At 66.8% G+C, this 25,298-nt stretch carries 25 protein-coding genes and 1 pseudogene; 9 read left to right on the top strand and 17 right to left on the bottom strand.

Annotated elements, in window-relative coordinates; all coding sequences use genetic code 11:
• Window positions 1-24: 24 nt before the first annotated feature.
• From rplW to rpsJ, 4 genes are read right to left on the bottom strand one after another with little or no spacing between them, the layout of a single operon-like run.
• Window positions 25-327 (bottom strand): 50S ribosomal protein L23, encoded by a 303-nt coding sequence (gene rplW / locus PGN27_RS19380; protein ID WP_335327572.1) that lies wholly within the window; start codon window positions 325-327, stop codon window positions 25-27.
• Window positions 327-977, bottom strand: coding sequence for a 50S ribosomal protein L4 (gene rplD / locus PGN27_RS19375; protein WP_335327571.1), 651 nt, complete (start codon window positions 975-977; stop codon window positions 327-329). Before rplD ends, rplW begins: the two co-directional genes overlap by 1 nt.
• Window positions 977-1,630: a 50S ribosomal protein L3 gene (gene rplC, locus PGN27_RS19370; protein ID WP_030134462.1), complete on the bottom strand. Its 654-nt coding sequence runs from the start codon at window positions 1,628-1,630 to the stop codon at window positions 977-979. The genes rplD and rplC overlap by 1 nt, the downstream gene beginning before the upstream one ends.
• 15 nt (window positions 1,631-1,645) lie before the next feature.
• Window positions 1,646-1,951: a 30S ribosomal protein S10 gene (gene rpsJ / locus PGN27_RS19365; RefSeq protein ID WP_003883485.1), complete on the bottom strand. Its 306-nt coding sequence runs from the start codon at window positions 1,949-1,951 to the stop codon at window positions 1,646-1,648.
• Window positions 1,952-2,355: 404 nt separating this feature from the next.
• Here rpsJ and PGN27_RS19360 point away from each other — a divergent pair, with 404 nt between their 5' ends.
• Window positions 2,356-2,835 (top strand): hotdog fold domain-containing protein, encoded by a 480-nt coding sequence (locus PGN27_RS19360; protein ID WP_418888621.1) that lies wholly within the window; start codon window positions 2,356-2,358, stop codon window positions 2,833-2,835.
• Between the two features lie 10 nt (window positions 2,836-2,845).
• Here the strand turns inward: PGN27_RS19360 and PGN27_RS19355 are convergent, their stop codons facing one another.
• Complete coding sequence (locus tag PGN27_RS19355) at window positions 2,846-4,444, bottom strand: carboxylesterase/lipase family protein (RefSeq protein ID WP_335327568.1); 1,599 nt, start codon at window positions 4,442-4,444, stop codon at window positions 2,846-2,848.
• Between the two features lie 107 nt (window positions 4,445-4,551).
• On the opposite strand from PGN27_RS19355, the gene PGN27_RS19350 reads away from it, so the two are divergent.
• Window positions 4,552-5,817, top strand: coding sequence for a cytochrome P450 (locus tag PGN27_RS19350; protein ID WP_335327567.1), 1,266 nt, complete (start codon window positions 4,552-4,554; stop codon window positions 5,815-5,817).
• Here PGN27_RS19350 and PGN27_RS19345 read toward each other — a convergent pair.
• Window positions 5,783-6,443: pseudogene (locus PGN27_RS19345) on the bottom strand (TetR/AcrR family transcriptional regulator). The gene PGN27_RS19350 and the pseudogene PGN27_RS19345 overlap by 35 nt on opposite strands.
• A gap of 91 nt (window positions 6,444-6,534) precedes the next feature.
• Between PGN27_RS19345 and PGN27_RS19340 the strand changes: the two are divergent.
• Window positions 6,535-8,124 (top strand): MFS transporter, encoded by a 1,590-nt coding sequence (locus PGN27_RS19340; protein WP_335327565.1) that lies wholly within the window; start codon window positions 6,535-6,537, stop codon window positions 8,122-8,124.
• Here the strand turns inward: PGN27_RS19340 and mftG are convergent.
• The 7 genes from mftG to mftA form a co-directional block, all read right to left on the bottom strand.
• Window positions 8,121-9,488, bottom strand: coding sequence for a mycofactocin dehydrogenase MftG (mftG, locus tag PGN27_RS19335; RefSeq protein WP_335327564.1), 1,368 nt, complete (start codon window positions 9,486-9,488; stop codon window positions 8,121-8,123). The genes PGN27_RS19340 and mftG overlap by 4 nt on opposite strands.
• Before the next feature lie 6 nt (window positions 9,489-9,494).
• Window positions 9,495-10,907 (bottom strand): mycofactocin biosynthesis glycosyltransferase MftF, encoded by a 1,413-nt coding sequence (gene mftF, locus PGN27_RS19330; protein WP_335327563.1) that lies wholly within the window; start codon window positions 10,905-10,907, stop codon window positions 9,495-9,497.
• Window positions 10,904-11,647 (bottom strand): mycofactocin biosynthesis peptidyl-dipeptidase MftE, encoded by a 744-nt coding sequence (gene mftE, locus PGN27_RS19325; RefSeq protein WP_335327562.1) that lies wholly within the window; start codon window positions 11,645-11,647, stop codon window positions 10,904-10,906. Before mftE ends, mftF begins: the two co-directional genes overlap by 4 nt.
• A gap of 120 nt (window positions 11,648-11,767) precedes the next feature.
• Window positions 11,768-12,943: a pre-mycofactocin synthase MftD gene (mftD, locus tag PGN27_RS19320; protein WP_335327561.1), complete on the bottom strand. Its 1,176-nt coding sequence runs from the start codon at window positions 12,941-12,943 to the stop codon at window positions 11,768-11,770.
• Between the two features lie 5 nt (window positions 12,944-12,948).
• Window positions 12,949-14,193, bottom strand: a complete 1,245-nt coding sequence (gene mftC, locus PGN27_RS19315; RefSeq protein WP_335327560.1) for a mycofactocin radical SAM maturase — start codon at window positions 14,191-14,193, stop codon at window positions 12,949-12,951.
• Window positions 14,190-14,507 carry a mycofactocin biosynthesis chaperone MftB gene (gene mftB, locus PGN27_RS19310; protein ID WP_335327559.1) on the bottom strand — a complete coding sequence of 106 codons (318 nt, stop codon included), beginning with the start codon at window positions 14,505-14,507 and terminating at the stop codon, window positions 14,190-14,192. The genes mftC and mftB overlap by 4 nt, the downstream gene beginning before the upstream one ends.
• Window positions 14,492-14,587 carry a mycofactocin precursor MftA gene (gene mftA, locus PGN27_RS19305; RefSeq protein ID WP_019514032.1) on the bottom strand — a complete coding sequence of 32 codons (96 nt, stop codon included), beginning with the start codon at window positions 14,585-14,587 and terminating at the stop codon, window positions 14,492-14,494. The genes mftB and mftA overlap by 16 nt, the downstream gene beginning before the upstream one ends.
• A 102-nt stretch (window positions 14,588-14,689) precedes the next feature.
• Between mftA and mftR the strand changes: the two genes are divergently transcribed.
• The 3 genes from mftR to PGN27_RS19290 all read left to right on the top strand — a co-directional run bounded on the left by mftR (window position 14,690) and on the right by PGN27_RS19290 (window position 17,167).
• Window positions 14,690-15,268 (top strand): mycofactocin system transcriptional regulator MftR, encoded by a 579-nt coding sequence (gene mftR, locus PGN27_RS19300; RefSeq protein ID WP_472850855.1) that lies wholly within the window; start codon window positions 14,690-14,692, stop codon window positions 15,266-15,268.
• A 91-nt stretch (window positions 15,269-15,359) separates the two neighbouring features.
• Window positions 15,360-15,887 (top strand): RNA polymerase sigma factor, encoded by a 528-nt coding sequence (locus PGN27_RS19295; protein ID WP_335327557.1) that lies wholly within the window; start codon window positions 15,360-15,362, stop codon window positions 15,885-15,887.
• Window positions 15,884-17,167: a VOC family protein gene (locus PGN27_RS19290; RefSeq protein WP_335327556.1), complete on the top strand. Its 1,284-nt coding sequence runs from the start codon at window positions 15,884-15,886 to the stop codon at window positions 17,165-17,167. Before PGN27_RS19295 ends, PGN27_RS19290 begins: the two co-directional genes overlap by 4 nt.
• A 4-nt stretch (window positions 17,168-17,171) precedes the next feature.
• On the opposite strand, the gene PGN27_RS19285 is transcribed toward PGN27_RS19290, so the two are convergent.
• Complete coding sequence (locus tag PGN27_RS19285; RefSeq protein WP_335327555.1) at window positions 17,172-18,350, bottom strand: NAD(P)/FAD-dependent oxidoreductase; 1,179 nt, start codon at window positions 18,348-18,350, stop codon at window positions 17,172-17,174.
• Between the two features lie 47 nt (window positions 18,351-18,397).
• Window positions 18,398-18,835: an Rv2324 family transcriptional regulator gene (locus PGN27_RS19280; protein WP_335327554.1), complete on the bottom strand. Its 438-nt coding sequence runs from the start codon at window positions 18,833-18,835 to the stop codon at window positions 18,398-18,400.
• Between the two features lie 119 nt (window positions 18,836-18,954).
• On the opposite strand from PGN27_RS19280, the gene ddaH reads away from it, so the two are divergent.
• Both ddaH and rocD read left to right on the top strand, forming a co-directional pair.
• Window positions 18,955-19,797: a dimethylargininase gene (gene ddaH, locus PGN27_RS19275; protein ID WP_335327553.1), complete on the top strand. Its 843-nt coding sequence runs from the start codon at window positions 18,955-18,957 to the stop codon at window positions 19,795-19,797.
• Window positions 19,794-21,014: an ornithine--oxo-acid transaminase gene (rocD, locus tag PGN27_RS19270; RefSeq protein WP_335327552.1), complete on the top strand. Its 1,221-nt coding sequence runs from the start codon at window positions 19,794-19,796 to the stop codon at window positions 21,012-21,014. The genes ddaH and rocD overlap by 4 nt, the downstream gene beginning before the upstream one ends.
• On the opposite strand, the gene PGN27_RS19265 is transcribed toward rocD, so the two are convergent.
• Window positions 21,001-21,852, bottom strand: coding sequence for a mycofactocin-coupled SDR family oxidoreductase (locus tag PGN27_RS19265; protein WP_335327551.1), 852 nt, complete (start codon window positions 21,850-21,852; stop codon window positions 21,001-21,003). The two genes, rocD and PGN27_RS19265, sit on opposite strands and share 14 nt — an antisense overlap.
• A gap of 81 nt (window positions 21,853-21,933) precedes the next feature.
• On the bottom strand, window positions 21,934-22,764 hold the full coding sequence (locus PGN27_RS19260) for an SHOCT domain-containing protein (RefSeq protein WP_335327550.1): 831 nt from the start codon (window positions 22,762-22,764) through the stop codon (window positions 21,934-21,936).
• 145 nt (window positions 22,765-22,909) lie between these two features.
• Here PGN27_RS19260 and PGN27_RS19255 point away from each other — a divergent pair, with 145 nt between their 5' ends.
• Entirely contained in the window at window positions 22,910-25,198 is a 2,289-nt protein-coding gene (locus PGN27_RS19255) for a sensor histidine kinase (RefSeq protein WP_335327549.1), read from the top strand.
• Window positions 25,199-25,298 lie beyond the last annotated feature (100 nt).

Genomic DNA, 25,298 nt, shown 5'->3' with positions numbered 1-25,298 from the left:
GTTCCTGAGTCTCTCTGCCTGCCGCTAGGCGGGCGCTCCGAACAAGTCGATCGGCTTGCTGCCGGCGGCCAGGGTCACGATGGCGCGCTTGGTGCTCTTGCGCGTGCCGTAGCCATTGCGGGTCCGCTTGCGCTTGCCGTTGCGGTTCAACGTGTTCACCGAGTCGACCTTGACGGAGAAGATCTTCTCGATGGCGATCTTGATCTGCGTCTTGTTCGAATCCGGGTGCACGACGAACGTGTAAACGTTGTCCTCGATCAGCCCGTAGGACTTCTCGGAGATGACCGGCGCGAGGATGATGTCGCGAGGGTCGGTGATCGTGGCCATCAGGCAGACACCTCTTCCTTCTTGGTGTGCGCGGTGATGTAGGCGTTCAGGGCCTCGACCGAGAACACCACGTCGTCGGCGTGCAGCACGTCGTACGCGTTGAGCTGGTCCGCCGAGATGACATGCACGCCGGGCAGGTTCCGCACGCTCTTGGCGCCGACCTCATCGCTGCGACCGATGACGATCAGCACGTTCTTGTTCGTGGTGAGGCTGGCCAGGAACGACTTCGCCGACTTGGTCGACGGAGTCTGGCCGGCCACCAGTTCGGTGACAGCGTGGATGCGGTCGTTGCGAGCCCGGTCCGAGAGCGCCCCGCGGGTGGCGGCGGCGATCATCTTCTTCGGGGTCCGCTGGCTGTAGTCACGCGGCTTCGGTCCGTGCACGATGCCACCACCGGTGAACTGCGGTGCGCGGGTCGAGCCCTGACGGGCGCGGCCGGTGCCCTTCTGGCGGTACGGCTTCTTGCCACCACCGGAGACCTCGGCGCGCGTCTTGGCCGAATGCGTGCCCTGACGCTTGGCGGCCAGCTGCGCGGTCACCACCTGGTGCAGCAGAGCGATGTTGGGTTCCACATCGAACAGGGCAGCGGGAAGTTCCACGGAACCATCCGTCTTGCCGTCCGGAGTGTGAACGTCAAGCTTGAGAGCCATTACTTCTCACCTCGTTTGATCGCGGTGCGGACCACGACGAGTCCACCGTTGCGTCCGGGGACGGCACCCTTGATCAGCAGCACGCCGTTCTCGGCATCGACCTTGTGCACCTTCAGGTTCTGGGTGGTGACGCGGTCACTACCCATGCGGCCCGACATGCGGGTGCCCTTGAAGACGCGGCCCGGGGTGGCACAGCCACCGATCGAGCCCGGACGGCGGTGCACAGCCTGGGCGCCGTGCGCGGCGCCTTGGCCGGCGAAGCCGTGCCGCTTCATGGTGCCTGCGAAACCCTTGCCCTTGCTGGTGCCGGTCACGTCGACGTAAGCACCGTCGGCGAAGATCTCGGCGGTCAGCTCCTGGCCGATTTCGTAGGCGGCCGCTTCAGCTTCGTCGGCAAGACGGAGCTCGGCGAGGTGGCGGCGCGGGTTCACACCGGCGGCGGCGAACTGACCGGTGACCGGCTTGTTCACCTTGCGCGGGCTGATCTCGCCGTAGGCGAGCTGCACGGCACTGTAGCCGTCACGCTCGGTGGTACGGATGCGGGTCACCACATTGGGGCCGGCCTTGACGACCGTCACCGGGACGACTTTGTTGTTCTCGTCGAACACCTGCGTCATGCCCAGCTTGGTGCCCAGAATTCCTTTTCGTGCCATGAGTTCTGGAATCTCCTACTGGATATTGACGTCGACACTGGCCGGCAGATCGATGCGCATGAGGGCGTCAACGGTCTTCGGCGTGGGGTCGAGGATGTCGATAAGGCGCTTGTGGGTACGCATCTCGAAATGCTCCCGCGAGTCCTTGTACTTATGGGGAGACCGAATGACGCAGTACACGTTCTTCTCGGTCGGCAGCGGCACCGGGCCAACCACACTGGCGCCCGTCCGGGTGACCGTCTCGACGATCTTGCGCGCCGAGGCGTCAATCGCCTCATGGTCGTAGGCCTTGAGCCTGATGCGGATCTTCTGTCCCGCCACGCTTCTCCTACCTCACTACTAACGGGCCCATGGTTGGGCCTTGTCTCTGGTCTGGCCTCGGTGTGCGCGTTCCGGTGTCCCGGGGCGCGCGCAGCCTGTTGCCGCCGCTGTTTACCTGTCTCTGGTTCACCGGCCCCCGCACTCGGGCGTGTCGCCCTCGCGCATACTCGTCCGCGTCGAAAATTGTCGCGATCGAATTGGGAACCGGGTGCGCCCGCTAGGGCGCCGGTCGGATGCCTCGCCCGGGCGAACCCGGCTCAAGGCAACCCGAACAGTATGCCTCAGATCCCGGCGTCCCACAAATCTCCGTTTGACCAGGTCGGCCGCTCACCTGCCGGCCGCCGGACCTGGGCGTCCGGCGCAGCGGGACCGGCCGATCTTACCGCCGAGTAAGGTTGCCGATCATGACGAGTCCCACCTACCGCGCATGGCAGCAGCTGGCCGACAAACCGCTGGGTAGCCGACTGTTCTCGGCGGCAGCGATGGTCCGGGTCCCCTACTTCGCATCGGTCCTCCCGCACATCCGCCGGATGGAGCCCGGCCTGGCCGAGGTCGACGTACCGAAATGGTTCTACGTCTACAACCACCTGCACACCGTGCACGCCATCGCATCGTGCAACGCCGCAGAGGTGGCGATGGGAATGGCCATGGAGGCGACGGTGCCGGCCAGCCATCGCTGGATCCCGAAGGGGATGACGGTCCAGTACCTGGCCAAGGCGACGACCTCACTGCGCGCGACGGCCCGGTTCGACGCGCCGGACTTCGCCACCATCACCGACGGCACCGAGCTCGTCGTGCCGGTGCGCATCACCGACCGCTCCGGCACCGAGGTGGTGCACGCCGAGATCACCACCTGGGTGACCCCGGTCGCCCCGACGTCCTGACCGTACTGCCCTACCGGCCGGACAGGCCCGCCCAGAAGTCGCATTGGTGCGCGGATCCGAAATCGGTGACCATCCGCGATCCGTCGGGGCGCAGCGACATCCACGGACCCGAACCGACCAACGTCGGCCAGTCCGGTGCACCATCGACATCGGGCGCACCGGAACGGACGAAGGCCGTCCAGTAGTCGATCATCTGGTTCGACAGCTGCTGCTGGGCGGGGCTCAGCTGCGGCGCCCCACCGACGTCGAACAGATAGCGCAGTTCCAGCGAGTGGCTGGCGCCGACCGGAAACGGCAACGTACGCATCGGTTCTGGAGTCGGCGGGCGAGGATCGTCGAACTGATAGCCGAAAACCGGCCGACTCGACGCCAATTGGCCGGCCATCCGTTGGGCGACGCACGCAAAGACGCCGTCGGTGACCGCCGCCGAGTACGCCAGGGCCGCGCTGTTGTCGTACCTGTCGAGCGGATAACGGGCCCCGACCGCCGGGGCATCCGCACCGAAGGTGTCGGCGAGCAGGTCGGGGTACTCCCCTGCGGCGTACTGTCTGGCCCCGCGCAGGTACTGCAGGGCGGCGAAAAGGGTGAATTCGTCGCGATTGGTGCCGATGAGTATCGGCACATCGGCCGCCCGACCCTCGCGGAACGCGACCACCGGATCCTCGGGCAGGGTCGTGCTGCCATGGACCGGCCCACTGAGCGTGTCCTCGCCGATTCGGCCGTACCACACCGGTTTGTCGACGCGATGGGCCAGCAGGGCGCGCAGACAGGCGGCAGCTGTGGCCGGGTCGCCACACCCGACATCGCGTGCGAAGTCGCCGCTGATCTTCTCGGCCTGAGGTAGCCCCACTTGTGCCTGGCAGGGTCCGCTCTGGATGATCGCTGCCCGGAACAAGCCCTGCGACTCCGGGGCGACCAGGTGATCGCACACCGACATCCCGCCCGCCGACTCCCCGGCGATGGTCACCTTGTCCGGGTCGCCCCCGAACGCCGCGATGTTCTCGTGCACCCAGCGCAGCGCCGCCTGCTGGTCGGCCAGTCCGTAATTGCCGACGCTGCCCGGCTCCCCCAGCGCCGGATGGGCGAGAAATCCCAAGGCGCCCAATCGGTAATTGAGGGTGACCACCACGATGTCGCCACGGTCGACCAGCCAGCGGGCGTCATACATGGCGCCGTTGCCGTTGATGAAGGAGCCACCGTGGATCCACACCATCACCGGCCGAAGGGTGTCCTCGGGCGCCGGCGTCCATACGTTGAGCGTCAGGCAGTCCTCGTCGGTCTGCTTGCCGAACTCCACGTCCCCGCTCTCACCCTGCAGGCACCGCGGGCCGGCCTTGGTCGCGTCGCGGACACCCTGCCACGAGGCGACCGGTTGCGGAGGCTGCCACCGCAGCGGACCGACCGGCGGTGCGGCATAAGGGATTCCCGCGAAGTTGCGTTTGTCCAGGGTGGCCACCCCACGGACGAAACCGTCGGCGGTCCGCACCACCGACGGATCCGGCGGCAACGATGCCCGCCCTCCCGCACCGCCCGGTCCACACCCCGCAGCGAACAGCACGACCACCAGCAGCGTCAGCGCGCGGAAGACGGATCGCGACGACGTGAGCACGGACCGAGCCTACTGACGACGATTCGGACAATCCGGCCGTGCAGTCGATGCGACCCGCCTAGACTTCTCACTTGACACCCGTCAAGGAAGCGCGAAGGAGACCTTTGATGAGCACTCCGACCAAGGACGGCCGGGCCAGTGAGTACGCAAAGGTCTTCGTCGAGCCGAAGGCGTACGCCGATGATGCGCGGCTGCACGAGGCGATGGCATACCTGCGGCGCCACGAACCCGTGGTCAAGGTCGAGTCGCGGCTGTATCGACCGTTCTGGGCCATCACCAAACACGCCGACATCATGGCCGTGGAGCGGGAGAACAATCTGTTCATCAGCGAACCGCGGCCGCTGCTGGCCACCGCCGCCGCCGACGACCTGGCCAAGCAACAGCTGGAGGCAGGCATGGGCCTGCGCACCCTCATCCACATGGATGACCCGCACCATCGCAAGGTGCGCGCCATCGGCGCGGACTGGTTCCGCCCCAAGGCCATGCGCGACCTCAAGGTACGCGTCGACGAGCTGGCCAAGCGCTATGTCGACCGGATGCGCGATATCGGGCCCGAATGCGATTTCGTCACCGCGATCGCCGTACAGTTCCCGCTCTACGTCATCATGTCGCTGCTCGGGCTGCCCGAAGAAGACTACGAGCGCATGCACATGCTGACCCAGGAGATGTTCGGCGGCGACGACGACGAGTACAAGCGCGATGGCGGCTCCCTGGAGGACCAGCTCGCCGTGCTGATGGACTTCTTCGCCTACTTCTCCACGCTGACCGCCTCACGGCGGGCCAACCCCACCGAGGACCTCGCCTCGGCGATCGCCAACGGCCGCATCGATGGTGAACCGCTCTCGGATGTGGACACCGCCTCGTACTACGTGATCGTCGCCAGCGCCGGGCACGACACCACCAAGGACGCGATCTCGGGCGGCCTGCTGGCGTTGATCGAGAATCCCGACCAACTCGACCGGCTGCGCACCCATCCCGATCTGATGGGCACCGCGGTGGAGGAGATGATCCGCTGGACAACACCGGTCAAGGAGTTCATGCGTACCGCGACCGCCGACACCGAAGTGCGCGGGGTACGCATCGCCGAGGGCGAATCCGTCTATCTGGCTTACGCTTCGGGCAACCGGGACGAGGACGTGTTCGCCGAGCCGTTCCGTTTCGACGTCGGCCGGGAGACCAACAAGCACGTGTCCTTCGGCTACGGGGTGCACTTCTGCCTTGGGGCCGCGTTGGCACGGATGGAGATGAACAGTCTGTTCACCGAGCTCATCCCGCGGCTGGACTCGATCGGACTGGCAGGCACCCCGGAACTGTCGGCGACGACGTTCGTCGGCGGGCTCAAGCACCTGCCGATCCGGTATTCGTTGCGCTAGATTTCCCCGGCCCGGCGGTGGGTGGCCAGGAAGCCGTCGACGGCGGCCCTGGCAACCTGGCGGTAGTCGAAATCGGGCAGCGTGCTGAGCTTGCCGAGCACGATCGGACCCAACAGCAGCGCCACGGCCTGAGCGCGGTCCACATCGCCGATCTGGGCGACCGCATCGGGGCTGGCGAAAATGGCATCAAAAGGTGCCGCGTACTGCTCGGCCACCCGTTCACGCAGCGTCCGCACCTCATCGCTTTCCCCGTCGCGGTCTCCCCTGGGCCACCATGACGGCTCCAGCCCGCCGCCGAGGGCCAACCACGACGTGGCAGCCAGGCTGATCGGGGCGTCGACGACCAGAGTCGCGAAACCGTCGAGGGCGGCGATCAACCGATCGCGCAGCGTGCCACCCTCCGGCGGCAACGGCACGGGCGGGATCAGTGCATGAAAGGCGGCCGCCAGCAGGTCGTTCCCGCTGGGAAAGTGCCGGTACAGGGTAGCCCGGGCGACATTGGAGGCGCGGATGACGGCGTCGACGGTGACCGCGCTGGGCCCGCCGGTGCGCAGCAGTGTGGTGGCGGCGTCCAACAGCCGCGCCCGCGAGCGTGCGGGACGTGGGTCGGTGTGCACGGTCGACATTGCGATCTCCCTCCCACCATCCGGACGAGACTGTTAGTCTCGAAACAAGACGGTCAGTACCAAAAATAACGCACTCGTCGAAAGCGGGCACATGGTCGATACGCTCAGCGAGACCGACCGCGCCACCGGCTCGACGCCGCAGCCGTCTGCCGCCGCGCGCCGCTGGACCCTCACCGTAGCGTGTCTCGGTGTCCTCCTTGTCATCTCGTCGATGATCGGGTTGAACACCGCGTTACCTGATCTGGCGACGTCGACATCGGCCACCCAAACCGAACTCACCTGGATCGTCGACAGCTACACGCTGGTACTGGCCTGCCTGTTGCTGCCCGCCGGCGCGCTGGGGGACCGCTACGGCCGCCGCGGTGCCCTACTGGTGGGGTTGGCGATGTTCGGAATCGCCTCGATCGCCCCTGCCATCTGGTCGGATCCGCTACACCTCATCATCGCGCGTGGCGCCGCCGGCGCCGGTGCCGCGCTCGTCATGCCGGCGACCCTGTCGCTGATCACCACCGCGTATCCGAAAGACCAGCGCAACAAGGCCGTCGGCATCTGGGCCGGCGCAGCCGGTTCCGGAGCGATCATCGGAATGCTCGGGTCGGGCGCCATCCTGCACTTCTGGTCCTGGCAGATGATCTTCTGGGCCTTCACCGCCGCCGCCGCGGCGTTGTTCCTCCTCGCCCTGACGATCGCCACATCCAAGGAATCCGTGGCCACCCCGCTGGACTGGGCAGGCGCGGTGTTGATCGGCGTCGGGGTCGCTGCGGTCGTGTTCGCCATCCTCGAGGTTCCTGCCCGGGGGTGGTCCGATGCGCTGGTCATCGGATGCCTGTCCGCCGGCCTGGCACTGGTGGTGGCCTTCTCGATCTGGGAACTGCGCTGCGAGCACCCGCTTCTGGACGTCCGGCTGTTCGCCGACCCGGCCTTCGCCACCGGAGCAGCCACGATCACCGTCTTCTTTCTGTCGATGTTCGGCTACTTCTTCATCATCGTGCAGCACATGCAACTGATTCTCGGCTACACCCCGATCAAGACCGCCACGGCGTTGACACCACTGGTCGGTCCCGTGCTGCTGCTCTCGACCACGGCGTTCTGGTACCTGCCGCGAGTCGGTCTGCGGACGGTCGTGTTCACCGGGTCCGCCCTCGTCGCGACCGGCTTCGCCTTGATGAGCCGAATCGAGCTCGGAGACGGTTACGGTGCCATCGGATGGCCCATGCTGGTGATGAGCGCCGGCATCGGATTACTCACCACGCCGGCCACTTCCGCGATCATGAGCACCGTCTCCGATGACAAACAGGGGGTGGCATCGGCGGTCAACGACACCACGCGGGAGGTGGGCGCCGCGCTGGGGATCGCGCTGGCCGGATCACTGCTGGCCGCGAAGTACACCGATGCGCTGGCCACGGGGCTGCCCGAGGATCTTCCGTCACCTGTGCGGCAGGCGGTGACGGGCTCACTCGGCCAAGCTCTGGAAGTCTCCGCTTCGCTCGGACCGCGCGGGGCCCCGATAGCCGGGCTGGCCGAGCGGGCGTTTGTCGAATCGATGAGCTCGGCGCTGATGGTGATGGCGCTCGTGGTGGGAATCAGCGCGGTGGTCCTCGGGTTCTGGGCGCCTGGGCGCGACGGCCGACAGCTGGCAGTGCTGCGCGGTCTGCGCGGTACCGGCAAGCATCGCCGCTAACCGGCGACGAACCGCGCGACCCGGTGGCCGATCATCGCGATGCTCGCGTGCGGACCGCGTGAGGTGATGGTGGGCATGATCGAACCGTCGGCGACCCATAGTCCGTCCACACCCAGCACCCGGCACTGCGCGTCGAGGACAGATCCCATCGGCGCTGTGCCGCACAGATGTTGGGTGGTGGACCAATTGGCCTCGACATCGCCGAGCCGCGCGAGACCGCGCGCCAGCTCTGCCCCGTCCCGCAGTGCGCTGACATCGGCGGCCACCGAATCATAGTGGTGTGCAATTTCCGGCGCGACCAGTGGATCCGCCGACACCAATGTCAGCTTGCCACGGACCCGGGGACGCATCAGAGCCACGCCGAGATGCGGTGGGTCCTCCGGTGGATCACCGATCATCTCGGCGAAACCTGTTGTATAGAGCCTTATCTCGACGTCGCCCACCGACAGCGCCGCCTCAAGTGGGGTAAGCCCGGAGGTCGCAGGCCACCTCGTCGGCAGCAACCACTCCGGGTGGTCGGCGAAGTTCTGCCCTACGGGAAGGTCGACGTGCACCGGCACGCCCACCCTCGACAGCACCTCGGCCGGTCCACACCCCGAGAGCATCAGCAGCTGGGCGGTGGAGATCGCGCCCGCACACAGCACGATCCGGTCGGCGTCCCATGCCGCCGCCCCATCCGGCCCCAGCACCTGCACACCGACTGCCCGGTGTCCGGCGAACCGGACCGCCACCACCCGGGTGCCGGTCCGCAGAACGATGTTGGGCCGGTCCAGCGCCGGTGCCAGCACCATCTCACCCGGCCCGCACCGCTGACCGTCGACGACGTTCAGTGGCAGAGCACCGACCCCGTCCCCGCCGGCGGCACCGTTGAGGTCGTCGACCCAGGGGAAGCCTTGGGCCAGTGCGGCTTCCACGAATCGCTCGGTGCCGGCACCGAACCGGCGCGTCCGGACGACCGGGATCGGCCCATCCGCACCGTGCAGCGGCCCGGCGAAGTCGAGGTCGGTCTCGATGGCGCGGAAATCCGGCAGGACATCGTCCCAGGACCACCCGGGCAGATTCCACCCGTCGAAATCGGCCGCCCGGCCGCGGCAGAAGTAACCGCCGTTGATGGCACCCGATCCGCCCACCACCGCGCCCCGCACCAGACTCACCGGCCGGGCCGGGTGATCGGTCAGCGTGGCCGAGAACCGGGCGGCGACCGGACTGGCCGGCTCGATCGGTAGTCGGTGGGCTACCCGCAAACCAGGGCCGACGGCCGGAGGTCCCGACTCGAAGAGCGTCACCTGACAGTCGGGGTTGCGGGAAATCCGCTCGGCCAGAATAGAACCGGCGCTACCGGCTCCGACGATGACGACGCGCACCGGAGCTCAGGTACGGATCTGCGGTTTGAGCGCACCGAGGTGCCGCTCGCGGACCACCCCGGTCCACAATCCCAGCCCGTAGGCGATGTCATCGAGCCGTTTGAGCACCAGATAGCTCAGGAATCCGACCCTGCGGGAGTCCTCGGGGATGCTGTTGTTGCGACTCACCCAGTCGACCAGACCGTCGAGGACCGCCGCGGTCAGCACCACGCGGCGACAACGCCGGAAGAAGACCCCCGCGATGAGGGCCACCGGCCAGTAATGCCGGCAGATCGCCGAAGCGACCTGCAACGCGGCACCCCACAGGCCGTGCACCGTCATGGTGGCCACGTCACGGGGCGCCGTCTCGACCGTCTCCAGCGAGTTGGCCACCCTGCGTCCGAACAGCACGGCGATCACCGCAGCCGCGCAGTACCCGAGGCGTGACCCCGTCGCCGCCAACATCCACAACAACAGCACCCAGCGCGACACCACCATCGGCGCCGTCTTGCCAGGGTGGCGCACCGACAGCGGTGCGGCGGACTCACCGTAGAACGCCTTGCGCGCGAACCATTCCCGCAACTGGGTCCGGTGATCGTGGCCGACGAGCGCGATGGGCTCGTAGCGCAACCGGGCGCCGGCCTCCACCAGTCGCCAGCACAGGTCGACATCCTCACCGGAATGTAACGTCTCGTCGAATCCGCCCACCTCGATCAGCGCAGAACGACGGCAGATGATCGCCGCGCTCGGCACATAGGCCACCGATCCAAGCGGAACGACGGGCGCCTCACGCATACCGAGATCGAGCGAGGAACGCACGGCCTCGTAGCGAGCGAGCAGGTTATCCGGTTCGCGCAGACTCACGATGCGCGGCGCCACCAGGGCGACGGCCGGGTCGCAGAAGTGGCCGAGCAGGGCCTCCAACCAGCCGCGCCGGGGCACCACATCGGAGTCCAGAAAGGCCACGAAATCAGTGTCACACGCCCGCAGGCCGGTATTGCGGGCGGCGGCAGGCCCCCGGCTTCGCTGGTGCCGCATGACCCGCACCGGGCAGTGCGCCCCGGCGAAGTCCGTCTCCGAAATGGGCACCGTGGATCCGTCGTCGACCACGACGACCTGCATGTCGCGCAGCGATCTGACGAGCCTGCTGACCCCGAAGATGTTGTTGCGCACCGGAATCACGACGGTAACATCGTGATGCGATGGGCCCGTCGCCGGGCGCGGATGAGCCACGGTGGCATCGAGCAGGGCGCGCGCCAGCTGCGCCGACAGCGCATCGTGGACTTCCAGACGACCATCGTCGAGCATCGTCTGGGCTACCGGCGCCAGCCTCAGCAGCCGGGTGGGGGAACCACCGAGCAACGCTGAGCCGGCACCGAGCACCTTGACCCGCCGATCGACCTGGACGACGAATCCGTCCGGCAGCCGCGGCCCCGTCATGTCAGCATCCCCCGTCCGTTCGGTGCCCAGGCCGACAGTTTGCGAGCACACTCGTCGACCATAGCGGCAACGTATCGGGCGCCGTCGGCTTCGGTCGCGGTGGTGGCATCGCCGAGAACGCCGACCGCGCTCACCGCGGCGATCCCGCCCGCTCGCATGGCGGGCAGCAGCTCCGCCAGCGGGGCGCTGTTCCCGGGCACCACAGCGTCGCCGCGCACATCCTCGGGTGAAAGATGCAGCAATATCGAGGTTTCGGTGTGTCCGGCGTGCGCATCGGCACCATGCACCGTGCAGGAACACCAGCCGGCGTCGCGACCCTCGTAGCGCAGCACGGTGACCGCCCCGGCCAGCGCCTCGACATTCCCCCCGTGGCCGTTGACGAACACCATGCGGCCTGCCCAGATCCCGGCCGACCGGCCGTACTCGATCAATACCTGCTGCAGGGCGGCCGTGCCGATCGAGATGGTGCCCACGAAACCCTCGTGCTCACCGCTGGCGCCGTAATTCAGCGCCGGCGCCAGCAGCCAGCCGTCGCCCAGCCTGGCCGCCACCGCCCGGCCGACGGCCGCGGCGATGCGGGTGTCGGTGTCCAACGGCAGATGCGGTCCGTGCTGTTCGAGAGACCCGACCGGGATGATCAGCGCCGGCCTGCCGTCGGAAGTGCCACCGACGAGTCCGGTCGACGTCTCGCTACCGAGATCGGCGGGTGAAGCCACCCGCCGATGGTAGGCCGAGTTCACCTGTGATGCACCGATTGTTGGCGCATGCGACGGAAATCGTGGTGGCACTGTCGCCCGGTCGGCGGACATTCGGTCACGTCCGTAACGGCAGCCACGCCCGTTTCATCGCGGTCGAGACCGTCAGACACCGAGCGTGCGGGTGAAGCCCTCCGGTATCAGCACATCCTCACGGGTGAGGTCGTGAATGGAGGACTTGCCGAGGCCCCGCAGCGCGGAATCGATCCCACCGGACAGGATGTCCAGGACGTTCTCGACACCGGCCTGCCCGTTGGCCGCCAGACCCCACAGATAGGCGCGGCCGATCAGCACCGCGCGGGCACCCAGGGCGACGGCCTTGACCACATCGCTACCGCGGCGGATACCACCGTCGAGCAGGACCTCGACCTGGTCGCCGACCGCATCGGCGATCGCAGGCAGGCAACGGATGGCGGCCGGGGTGCTGTCCAGATTGTTGCCGCCGTGATTGGACACCGTGATCGCCGAAACCCCGGCGTCCACAGCGCGTTTGGCATCATCGACGCGCACCATGCCCTTGAGCAGGAACGGGCCACCCCACTGTTCGCGCAGCCAGGCGACATCCTCCCAGGTGGGCGGCGGGGTGCCCATCCACTGGCCGTAGGCATCGAAGAAGGTCGGTCCGGCTTCCCCGCGGCGCCCCTGGTTGGGGACCCGCAGGTCCGGTGGACGCAGATGCTTGGCAAAGCTGAAGAACCAGCGGGGTTTGGTGATCACCTCCGGGCTCATCTTGATCATGGTCTTCAGATCCATCTGCTCCGGGATCTTCGGGCTCCCCCAGTCCCGACCGTGGCTGAAGCTCCAGTCCGTGGTGAGGATCAGGCCCTTCGCCCCGGCGGCGCGGGCACGCTCCATCCGGGCCAGGATGTCATCGCGGCTGCCGAGCCAGTAGATCTGGAAGAAGATCTTGTCGTTGACGGCGGTGACTTCCTCCATCGGCTTACTGGCGAACGAGGACAACCCCATGGCGGTGCCGCGGGCGGCGGCGGCGCGGGCCACCGCGACCTCTCCGTCGGGGTCGACGGCCTGCACGCCGGTCGGCGAGATGACAACAGGCATCGAAATGTCCTGCCCCATTACAGTTGTCGACATCTCGCGCTTCTCGGTGGCACCGATCACGTGGGGGGCGAAGCCCAATTCGGAGAACGCCTCGACATTGTCGGAGACCGAGACGCCCTTCTCGCTGGCCGAGATCAGCGAGGAGTAGGCAGAGCGGGGTAGCCGCTTTTTCGCGCGCTGTTGGGCGATGGCGACGGTCTCGAACCAGGTATCACGAGCCATGATCTTTACACAGGACTTTCGTTACAGAACTTCTTGGGAGGGACGGTCAATAACTTCAACGGTATGGGACCTTTCCTCCCACCGGCGCGGGAGTGGTCGACGCTGGACTTGGGCTTGTCACGTTCGGCGGCCAGGGCGGGTTCGCCGTATCCCTGGACACATTCGGGATCGGGTCCGTCCATCGGCAGACCGGTGAAGAACTTGGCCGCCATGCAGCCACCCCGGCAGGCGTCATAGTGGTTGCAGCTGGCGCACGCGCCGGCCGACTGCGGCTCCCGCAGCTCGTTGAACAGCGCCGAGTTCTGCCAGACATCTTTGAAACCGTTGCTGGTCAGAATGTTTCCGGCCAGGAACTTCTCATGGATGGCGAACGGGCAGGCATAGACGTCGCCCACCGGATCGATCAGGCAGACCACTCGACCGGCACCACACAGGTTCAGCCCCGCCAGCGCGCCTGGCTCCCCGAGACCCGACAGGTGGAAGAAGGAGTCACCGGTGAGCACCCGCTCGCCGTGGGCGACCAGCCAGTTGTAGAGCTCGACCTGCTGGGCCGGGGTCGGGTGCAGCTCGTCCCAGACGTCGGCGCCGCGACCGGAGGGGCGCAGCCGGGTGATGCGCAGGGTTGCGCCGTAAGTGTCTGCCAGCGCCTTGAATTCATCGAGCTGTCCGACGTTGTGGCGGGTGACCACCACCGAGATCTTGGCGTCTTTGAATCCCGCCTCACGCAGGTTCTCCAGCGCGCGGATCGCCATCGCGAACGAACCCGGCCCGCGGACCTCGTCGTTGACCTCGGCGGTCGCGCCGTCCAGCGAGATCTGCACGTCGACGTAATCGCTGGCGGCCAGCTTGGCGGCCACCTTCTTGTCGATGCGCACGCCGTTGGTGGAGAACTTGACCCCGACGTGATGCTCGGTGGCGTAGTCGACGAGTTCCCAGAAGTCCGATCGGACAGTCGGTTCGCCGCCGCCGATGTTCACATAGAACACCTGCATACGTTCCAGCTCATCGATGATGTCCTTGCACTGTTGGGTGGACAGTTCGCGCGGGTCACGCTTGCCCGAGGACGACAGGCAGTGCACACACGACAGGTTGCAGGCGTAGGTCAGTTCCCAGGTCAGGCAGATCGGCGCATCGAGGCCGTGTTCGAACTGCTCGACGAGCTTGGGAACCTTGGTCGGCTCGGCGACCGTGACGGGAGCCAGCGCCGGGGGCAGGATTTCCCGCGCGGGCGCGGAATCGAGCACGGTCATGAAGTCTCCTTGGCGACCAGCATGTGGGACTTCACCAACACACTGAGCGCATGTAGATACGGGCCCTGAGCGGCGTCGTCGATACCGGCGGCGCGACAGGCGGATCGGATGTCGGGGTGCTCGTCGAGCGAGTTGACCACCGTGACGATCGTGCGGTTCTTCAAGAAGGACAGCTTGCGCGTCCCGAAGTGGTACAGCAGCGCCCCGAACGGCTCCGGCCGCACCGCCACCTGGTGGTGCAGCCGCCAGCCGCGATCGGGGTCGAACGCCACTGCATCAGCAGTGGGTGCGGTCACGATCAGTAGACCCCGCACATACCGTCGATCGACACCTCTTCGACGAGCGACTCGGTGACGAGTTCGGTGGTGTTCTCGGCCTGCTGGTTCTGGTCCATGTCATACCTTTCTAGGCTGTCACCAGGTCACCATGTTCGATGAGTGTGACCTGTGTCGCACATAATATGGCATCCAGTGCACAAATGGAAGGGGTGGTTCACATGGTGTCTCGCGTCGGCCGGCGCCCGTCGACCAATCAGGACCACATCACCGACGTCGCACTCGAGTTGTTCACCACCCATGGCTTCGACGAGGTCAGCGTCGACGATGTCGCCAAGGCCGCCGGCATCGCTCGTCGAACCCTGTTCCGCTACTACCCGTCCAAGAACGCGATCCCCTGGGGAGATTTCGACGCCTATCTCAACCACATGCGCCAACTGCTCGACGAGGCCGATCCGACCGCGGGCGTCGGCGAGGCATTGCGCACCGCGCTGCTGGCATTCAACGAATTCGACGATAAGGACCGGCACCGTCGCCGCATGCGGCTGATTCTCAAAACCGATGCACTGCAGGCGCATTCGATGACGATGTACGCCGGCTGGCGCGCCGTGGTCGCAGAATACGTGGCTCGCCGCCGCGGTGAGCAGCCCGACGGCCTGGTCCCACAGACTGCCGCCTGGACCCTGCTGGGCGTCGCGCTGACCGCCTATGAGCAGTGGTTGGGTGACGAGTCGGTGTCCCTTGCAAGACTGCTCGGCGACTCCTTCGATGTGGTGGGCCGCGGGCTGACCGAACTGTGATTTGTGGAGTCTCACCAGCACTGGTGGCGGCCGAGACTCCACAAATCGCAGAAAATTGGGGTGTCGGAGTTGAGGCCCTGGCGGCGACGATATGGGTGTGAGCGTCCACGCCGAACCCCGCGACGCGCCCCGGGAGCTCCTGGAGCTCTATGACGAGGCGCTGCCGGTGGTGTACGGATACTTCACCCGGCGCTGCGGTGATCGCGCAACCGCCGAAGATCTGACGTCGGAGACCTTCCTGGCGGCAATGGATGCCGCCCGCCGGGCAACGCCGCCGCCGATCACGGTGCCGTGGCTGATCGGGGTGGCGCGGCACAAGCTGGCCGATCACTACCGCCGCAGGCATGACAGGTTCACCGTGCCGGTTGCCGACCTGCCGGACACCGACCCGGTGGACGGTTGGGATATCGAACTGGACCGCATCATCGCCGAGTCGGTGCTGGCACGACTGCCCGAACATCACCGCACCGTGCTGGCACTGCGTTACCTCGATGACTGCTCCGTACCCGAATGCGCGCAACTACTCGGGCGCACCGTGCACGCGACCGAAGCCCTGCTGGTGCGCGCCCGCCGCGCTTTTCGAACGCACTACCCGACACCGGAAGGAGGCACCCCGTGATCGACGAACCAAATCCGTTGACCGCACTGCACGGTGACGAGCTTCCGGTGGCACCCGATCCGGCGTTCGCGGCGCGTTTGCGCGCCCGCCTGGAATCGGCCCTCGCCCTCCCCCACCACAGCCAAGGAGTCCAGATGAGTGGCACCGATACCGCCATCGCCGAACTGAACAACTCCGAGCCCGCCGAGGTCGGCCTACCACGGCCCGCGGCGCTGCCCTATCTTTCGGTCCGCGACGCCCGGACTGCCATCGACTGGTACGTCGACGCACTGGGCGCCACGCTGCTGGGCGACCCGATCCTGATGGACGACGGCCGGGTCGGGCACGCCGAACTCACCATCGGCACGGGCGTGCTCTACCTGGCCGACGAGTTCCCCGAAATGGGCCTGAAAGCACCTGCCCCTCAGTCGATCTCGGTGAGCCTGATGCTACAGGTACCGGACACCGATGCAGCGCTGCGGCGCGCGGCCGTCCGTGGCGCCACCGTCGAGCGCCAACCCTACGAGGCGCACGGGTCGCGCACCGCGACCATCATCGATCCGTCCGGGCACCGATGGATGCTGACCGGACCGATCAACGGTGCCGCGGTCAGCATCCAGCACGGCGATGTCGGCGTCGTGTCGATATGCACCCCCGACACCGAGCGCGCCGCAATCTTCTACGGTCGGGTGCTCGGCTGGGAGTTCGACGCGGCGACCGACCGGGTGACCAACACCGCCACCCGAATCACGCTGTCCCGCAGCGTGGGAACCCCGACGATGCGCTGCTGCTATGCCGTCGACGACCTGGCCGGCGTCCGTCAGGCGATCATCTCCGGCGGCGGGGCGGTGGGAGTCGAAGCCGAATCCGAGGACGGCACGACGCTCGACGCGACCGATCCTTCCGGTTCGCCGTTCGCGGTGTACCGCCCGGCGCCCGGCACCCCGCGCCCGGAACTCAACGGCGCAGGCTCCGGCGACCTTTCGTACATCACCTACCACGCCGAGGACTCCGCGGCGTTCCGGGCGTTCTACAGTCGATTCCTGTTCTGGACCTTCGACAACGGCCGCGTTCCGGACGGCTGGGAAATCCAGGGCACACACCCGATGGCGGGCATGGTGGGTGGCCAGGATCGACCTGCGGCCGTGCCGATGTGGACCGTCACGGATATCGAGGCGGCGACCGAGCGGGTCCGCGCGGCCGGCGGCACGATCCTCGAAGAACCCTCGGCACAGTCCTACGGGCGCTCGGCGCTGTGCACCGACGACCAGGGCAGCGTGTTCTACCTCGGCGAGTTCTGAGCGATCAGTCCAGCACGTCGGTGATGGGAGCACCCGCGGCGATCTTGCCGCGGGCCTTCATCACCTTGCCGGGCATCCCGCCGCCGACCACCGCGGTCAGCACACCAGCACGCTCGTAGTAGGCAAGGAACTTGCGGCCGTCGTCACTGACCAGATGGACGATATCGTCGGCGGCAGGCTCGCCGAGGCACTGGATCTTGACGTCGTACTGGTCGCTCCAGAAGTAGGGAACAGAGACGGCCGCCGACGCGGGCTCCCGGCCCAGCAGGGCGGGCACCAGCACGCGCGCCTGCTCGGCGACGTTGCTCCAGTGCTCGACGCGCTCCTGATGCCCCGCCTCGTTCCGCCACGAGGCCACATCGCCGATGGCCCACACGTGTTCGACGTTGGTACGGCCGGCCGAGTCGCACACCACACCGTTGTCCACCTCGACACCGCTGCCGTCGAGGAAGCCGGTCACCGGACGCGATCCGATTCCCACGACGACGATGTCGGCGTCCAGCTCGGTGCCGTCGGAGAGCACCACCTTCTCCACCTTGCCGTCACCGGACACCGAATCGACGCCGACCCCGCAGCGGACCTGCACGCCTTCGGCCTCGTGCAGCCGGGTGACCAGCGCACCGATCTTCTCGCCGAGCACCGAGGCCAGCGGGGTGGGCTGCGGCTCGACGATCACCACGTCGACGCCGAGCTGGCGCAGGCTGGCCGCGACCTCACAACCGATGAAACCGGCACCGATGATCACCGCATTGCGGGCGCTCGCGGCATGCTCACGCAACGCGGCACTCTCGCCGAGCGAACGCAGCACCCGGATGCCCTCGAGGTCGGGAAATGACGGGATACGCTTGGGCACAAGGCCGGTCGCGATGACGAGCTCGTCGTATCCGAGCGTCGAGCCATCGGCCAGCGTCAATGTCTTGGCTCCGGTGTCCACGGCGGTCACACCGTTGCCCAACCGCAGCGTGATCCGGGCCTCGTCGTAGAACTCCTGCGGCTTGAGAACGACATCATGATCGGCATTGCGCAGCACCTCTTTGGACAGCGGCGGCCGGTCATACGGCAGGTGCTGTTCGTCGCTGACAATGGTGATCGGACCGTCGAACTCGGCGCGACGGAGTTGTTCGGCGGTGCGGGCACCCGCCAGGCCGCCGCCGACGATGACGATTCCACCAGTATTTGCCACGTGGGTCTTCTTACACCACGACCGGCCCGGATGGTCCGCCTACCCCGTCAGGATCGACCTCGTTCGATCAGGTTGGACAACACCACGATGCTCTCGCTGCGTTCGATATCGGCGCTGGCCCGGATGCGTTCCAGCGCGTCCTCCAGATGTCTCATATCGCGGGCCAGCACATGCAGGATGGCATCCGCCGTGCCGGTGACCGTCGCCGCGCTGACCACCTCGGGAATGTCGACCCAGGCCTGCCGTAACTCGGCGGGTGCGATGGTGCCGTGGCAGTACACCTGCACATAGGCCTCGGTGGTCCAGCCCAGCGCCTGCCTGTCGACCACGGCGGTGAAACCGCGGATCACTCCCGTCTCGAGCATGCGGTCGACCCGGCGCTTCACCGCGGGAGCGGATAGATTCACCCGCTCGCCGATCTCGGCAAACGTCGCGCGCGCGTGGTCGGTCAGCTCGGCGATGATGCGCTCATCCACCTCATCCATCGGCATTCCTTTCCTGGCGCAACAGATCGCCAATATTCACTCCATGATGCAATGTATCCGTATACATAGCGCAAGCTATGGCGATTGATTGCGTACAATGACCCCCATATCGTCATGGTATGACGATTTCCGATCTCCGCACCGCGACCACTCGCCGAGCCCGCACCCGCCGATTCGTCATGACCGCACCCGCGCACTTCGCGGTGCAATACGCGATCAACCCGTGGATGGACCCCACCATCGGAGTCGATGTCGACCGAGCCGTCGCGCAGTGGGAAGACTTGCGGCGCACTTACACCGAGCTCGGGCACACCGTCGAGTTGGTCGACCCGGTACCCGGTCTGCCGGACATGGTCTACGCCGCCAATGGCGGCCTGGTGATCAACGGTCACGCCATCGTTGCCAACTTCACCTATCCCGAACGCGCCGCCGAGGCCGACGCCTACAGCGCATGGATGAGCGCGGCGGGTCTACAACCGCGGCGGACTCGCCATCACAACGAGGGACAGGGCGATCTCCTGGTCGCCGGCACCACGGTGCTGGCGGGTTATGGGTTCCGCACCGACCGCCGAGCCCATGACGAGATCGCCGAGATCACGGGCCTGCCGGTGCTGAGCCTGGAGCTGATCGATCCGCGCTTCTACCATCTCGACACCGCACTCACGGTGCTCACCGACGGTCCGCAACCGTTGATCGCCTACTATCCGCCGGCCTTCAGCGATGGCGCACTTGCCTTGTTGCGCAGCAACTTTCCCGATGCGCTCATTGTCGGTACCGCCGACGCCTTCGTCCTGGGCCTGAACGCGGTGTCCGACGGTTGCCATGTGCTGCTGCCGGCGGCCGCGACGGGATTCGCCGAGCAACTGCGCAATGCAGAATTCCGCCCCATCGGCATCGAGCTCTCCGAGCTGCTCAAGGGCGGCGGATCGGTGAAGTGCTGCACGCTGGAGGTCTTTTCGTGAGCGTGATCGCCGACCACCGCGCCACCGAGGCAGCCATCGAACTCGACGAGCGCCACGTCGCACACAACTACGCACCGCTTCCGGTGGTCGCGGCTTCGGCGGAGGGCGCGTGGATCACCGATATCAAGGGCAACCGCTACCTCGATTTCCTGGCCGCGTACTCGGCGGTCAACTTCGGCCACCGCCATCCGCTGATCGTCGCCGCCGCGCACGCCCAGCTCGACATGCTGACACTGGTGAGCCGGGCGTTCCACTCCGACCGGCTCGGCCCGTTCTGCGCAGCGCTGGCGCAACTGTGCGACAAGGACATGGTCCTGCCGATGAACAGCGGCGCCGAAGCGGTCGAGAGCGCCATCAAGGTCGCCCGCAAGTGGGGCACCGACGTCAAGGGCGTTCCATCGGGTCGTGCGGAAATCATCGTGGCGCGCAACAATTTCCACGGTCGTACCACCACGATCGTCAGCTTCTCCGATGACCCGGCCGCGCGTGACGGGTTCGGGCCCTTCACCCCCGGCTTTCGTGCCATCCCATTCGGCGACGCCGCGGCGCTGGCCGATGCGATCGACGAGAACACGGTCGCGGTCCTGGTAGAGCCTATCCAGGGTGAGGCGGGCATCATCGTGCCGCCGGACGATTTTCTGCCGAAGGCGCGGCAACTGTGCACACAGAACAACGTGCTGCTGATAGCCGACGAGATACAGTCCGGTCTGGCCAGGACCGGGCAGACCTTCGCCTGCGCACACTGGGGTGTGGTGCCGGATGTGTATCTGCTCGGCAAGGCGCTCGGTGGCGGTGTGCTTCCGCTGTCCGCGGTGGTGGCCGATCGCGATGTTCTGGGCGTCCTGCACCCCGGTGAACACGGTTCGACCTTCGGCGGCAACCCACTGGCGGCGGCGGTCGGCTCCACCGTGGTGGCGATGCTGGGCACCGGCGAGTACCAGGCCCGGTCAACCGAACTGGGCGCGCGCATGCATGCCCGGTTGCCGGATATCTCGGGTGTGACCGCGGTCCGCGGGAAGGGCCTGTGGGCAGGGGTGGACATCGACCCGGCGCTGGGAACCGGCAAGCAGGTGAGCCGCCGGCTGGCCGAACGGGGCGTCCTGGTCAAGGACACGCATGGTCAGACCCTGCGGCTGGCTCCCCCGCTGGTGATCACCGCCGACGAGATCGATTGGGCCCTGGACAGATTCGTCGAAGCTCTGGCTAGTACTTCATGACGCCGCGGTCGACGGCGATCTGACTGCCCGACAGGGTCGCCGATCCGTCGCCGGCCAGCCATGCGACCACATTCGATACCTCTTCCGGCGCCATGAAGGCGGCCAGCCCTTCGCTCTTTCCGTCGGTCACCCGGTGATACGGCATCGGTGCGAAGCTGTGCAGGAAGCTGGGGTGCTTGGCGAACATCGCCCCCATGGCCTCCGGCTCGATCATCGGTGTGTCGATCGAATACGGATGGATCGAATTGACCCGGATCCCGTACTCGCCGACCTCCAGGGCCAGCGAATTGGTCAGCGCGGTGAGGCCGTGCTTGGACGCGGCATAGTGGGCGTTGCCAGGGGTGGCCTTGACGCCCGCCGACGAGCTGACGATGATGATCGACCCGCCGTTTCCCGCCTCGATCATGGCGGGAACAGTCGCCCGGATGGTGCGCCAGGTGCCGTTGAGGTTGACGTCGACGACGGTGTCCCACTGCTCGGGGGTCAGCTCCCAGATCCGTCCCCAGCTCAGCACACCGGCATTGGCCACCACCACATCGAGGCGGCCGAACTGTTCGATGGTGTCGGCGACGAGTTGTTGCTGGGCTTCCAGATCGCGAATATCGACGGCGCGCGAGAGCACCTTTCGTCCGGTGGCTTCCACGGCGCGCACCGTCTCGGCGAGATCCTCTGGGGTGGCTGCCGGGTAGGTGACCGTCGGAGACGCCGGCGCGCAGATGTCGGAGGCGACGATGTCGGCCCCCTCGTTGGCCAGCCGCACCGCGTGCGCGCGTCCCTGGCCGCGAGCGGCCCCGGTCACGAATGCCACCCGGCCCTCGAGTGCCTTCTCTGCCGCCATGACCGGTCCTTCCTCATACGCCGAACTCACGAGCGCCAAGGCTAGCAGCCAAACTGAAACGTGTTCTAGTAAATCCGCGCGCTACAACTCGGCGATGATCTGCCGGCGTTTGGCGGCGTACTCCTGGTCGGTGATCGCGCCGGTGGCGCGTAACGTCTCCAGCTCCTGCAACCGCTGGGCGGTACTGACCGCGGGAGTGCCCCGCGGCGGCGCGGCAGTAGTGGACGCTTGAGGTTCGGGTGCCGTCGCACGCCGGGCAGCCGCGCGCCGCACCACGGCCTGCACCTGTGCGCGCGCGACCGGATTGTCACGCAAGTCCACCATGCTGTTCATCCCGATGCCGTTGGCCTTCAGGATCTGCAGGATCTCCATCAGCGGTTCCACCTGGCCGGACAGATCGTAGGTCCGATTGTCTTCGGCGACCGAGAACGTTGCGGGCATCAGACCGTTGATCAAACCCGATCTGTTCCAGTCGATCTGGAATTTGTGCGTCGCGGGATCGACCAGCACGACCAACCGACGGGCGGTCAGCATCGGCAACCGGTCCACCCCGGCGATCACCTGATCCTCGGCCGCGAACGGTGTGATGCCGGGCCCGGCAATGTTCAATTGCAGCCGTACCAGCGGTCGATCGTTGATGCGGGTGTTCGTCTCGGCCAGCCCGGTGATCGTGGCCAGCGCCAACACGCCGTCGGCTTCCAGCGCCTCGGAGCGGGCCTGCGCGTTTGCCCCGTAGGCAGTCAGGCCGAGAGCGGCCAACACGTCGACCGCGGTGATCAACAGACCCACCCAGAACATCCACTTCATCAGCTCGCTCTGGCCGGTGGCGAAGTAGACGGCCAGAAAGATCGGACCCACGAGCCCACCGCACAGCAGAACCCAGGCTTGAGCCTTGACGTAACGCCACACCATGGCACGCTCCTCACCTCGACGGGCACAGAGTAACGGGGACAGCGACGAGGCATTGCCCGCAGCGCGGGACAGCCGCCGCGGATGCCCCTAACATATGGCGATGTCGGCCACATGGCTGACCTAGACGTGAATGTTTGGTAAGAACATGCCTGTGCCCAGGAGCGGCCACGACCTCGCGGCAGACGTGTCCGAGCGGCAGGTCATCCACGGCGCACAGCAAATCGCCGTCATCCTGCTCAACTGCGCCACCCTCGTCGCCTGCGGGAGCGCTCTACTGCTGCCCGGCACCCCGGAGAGTTCGGTAGGTGTCATCGGGCTGGCGATGCTGGTGTGGTGGGCGGTCTACCGCCTCCTGACCCGGTCCACGGCACCGTTGCAACTGTCCATCGATTTCGGGTATGTGCTAGCCGTTTCGGCCACCGTCCCGGTGTTCGGCTTCGACCCACAGTTGCTCTACACCAACTCCGTCCCGCAGGTGATCGCCGGCACCGCGGTCATCTGCGCTGCACTTGCCGCGCCGCCGAAATGGAGTCTGCCGGCGGCACTGGCCATCACGGCAACCTATGCCGCGGGGTGCGCGCAGGTGATCGGCTGGGCTGGGGTGGTCCACCTGCCGACCATCTACTACGTATTACCCATCCAGTGGGTGGCCACCACCGCCCTGCTGCTGACCGCGCGCGCCGTCGCGCGTCGCGTCGACCAGGTGCGCGGCGCCAACAACGAAGCCGCCCTGCGCGATGCTCTCGACGCAGCCATGCGCGACAACGAACTCGAGCACATGGCCCTCGTGCACGACACCGCGGCCTCCACCCTGCACCTCGTCGGCGAGGGCGCCAATATCTCCCCCGCCCGCATTGCCGCGCAGGCCCAACGAGACCTGGCTCTGCTGGCGCAGGACAATCCGGGTGCTCCGCAGCATGCCGAAATCGACATCGTCGCGGCGTTGCGGACCGAGATAGGACATGTGAGCACCCCGGTGGAGATCACCGGGATACCCGAACTTGTCCTGGCCGGCAGGTCCGCCCATGCCGTCGTCGCGGTGGTGCGTGAGTCACTGAACAATGCCGAACGCCACGCGCGCGCAACACGAATCACCATCGACATCGGACCGTCGTGCATCGTGGTCACCGATGACGGCATCGGTTTCGACCCGATGCGCACCAGCCTGGGCCACGGGGTCGCCGAATCCATCGTGGGCCGGATGCGACGCGCGGGGGGCAACGCGTCGGTGCGCTCGGCACCCGGCGACGGCACCGCCATCACCCTCACATGGAATCGCGTGCCCGCTCCGGCCGACCATCCGTTGCCCGCTGATGTCGACCAGTTGACCGAACGCATCCTGGTCCGATTCGGTATCGCCATCATCGCGATCGCCGTGCTGCAGCTCGCGGTTGCGGTGCCGAACACGGCATTTCGCACCCCTGATCCGATTGTGCACCTGGTCCTCGGCGCGGTCGCGGTGCTGGTGGCCCTCGGCGCATTGCCCACTGTGCTCGGCCGCAGGCCCGATCTGACGGTCCCCGCGATCGCCACCATGGGCGTCGTGGTCTGCGCCCAGTCCCTGCTGTTGCCCGACGATCAACTCGGCAGCCCCATCCAGTGGACCCTGACCGCGACCACCCTGTGTGTCCTGCCCTATCTGCTGCGCAGACCCTGGCAGATTTCGGTATCGGTGATGGTGCTGTTCTGGCTCACCACCGGGATATTGAACTTCGTCCAGCATCCGGGGATGGCGGCAGCGTTCAACCTCGCTCTGCACACCGCCGGGGTATTCGTCGTGCAGCTGTTGGTCCTGGCGTTCCCGGCGTGGCTGCGGCGCGCCCACGCCACCGCCGTGCAGGAGAGCCGCGAGCGGTGGGCTCAGGATGCCCAGCGGCATATCGCCGACGCGTTGCACGAGGACTACATGCGGCGTAATTCGGAGCTGATCGCGGGCGTCTTCCCGCTGCTGGAGACCCTCAGCACCGGAACGATCGACGCCGATACCCGGTGGCGCGCACGCATCGAGTCCCGCCGGCTCCGGCTCTACATCTATCAGGCCCGCACCACCGGCAATCCGCTGGTCGCCGACCTGCGCCCCGCCATCGAGGCCGCCGACCGACGCGGGGTGGTGGTGTCGTTGAACACCGACCACGACCTGCCCGAGCTCGCCGCCGACGAGCGTCGCCGGCTGTTGGAACCGGTGGTGGCCACGCTGGCAACGGCCGCACGTCATGCCAGGGTGGGGCTGGTGTCGGCACCCGATGAGGTCGTCGCCAGCATCATCTGCGATAGCAGTGGTACCGACATCACCTCCCATCCCGGCGGCCCGGACACACCACGGATCGAGGTCACTGAGATCGAGGACACGATCTGGGTGAGTGTTCACCACCGGTTTCTGGATCGGGAAGACAACGCGCTCGCCGCCGGCAACGAGCGCGTCGATATCGCCTGAATATCTACTGCAGCGACAATTCAGTTAGCCATAACTTCATCTTGGGCAACAAAACCTGCCCGCGAGTAGTACAGTCCTCTCACGGGGACGGGGTGCGGAC

The organism is Mycolicibacterium neoaurum (assembly GCF_036946495.1).
In the GTDB taxonomy this organism is placed as follows: Bacteria; Actinomycetota; Actinomycetes; order Mycobacteriales; family Mycobacteriaceae; genus Mycobacterium; species Mycobacterium neoaurum_B.
This window is presented reverse-complemented; position numbering and strand designations above follow the sequence as displayed.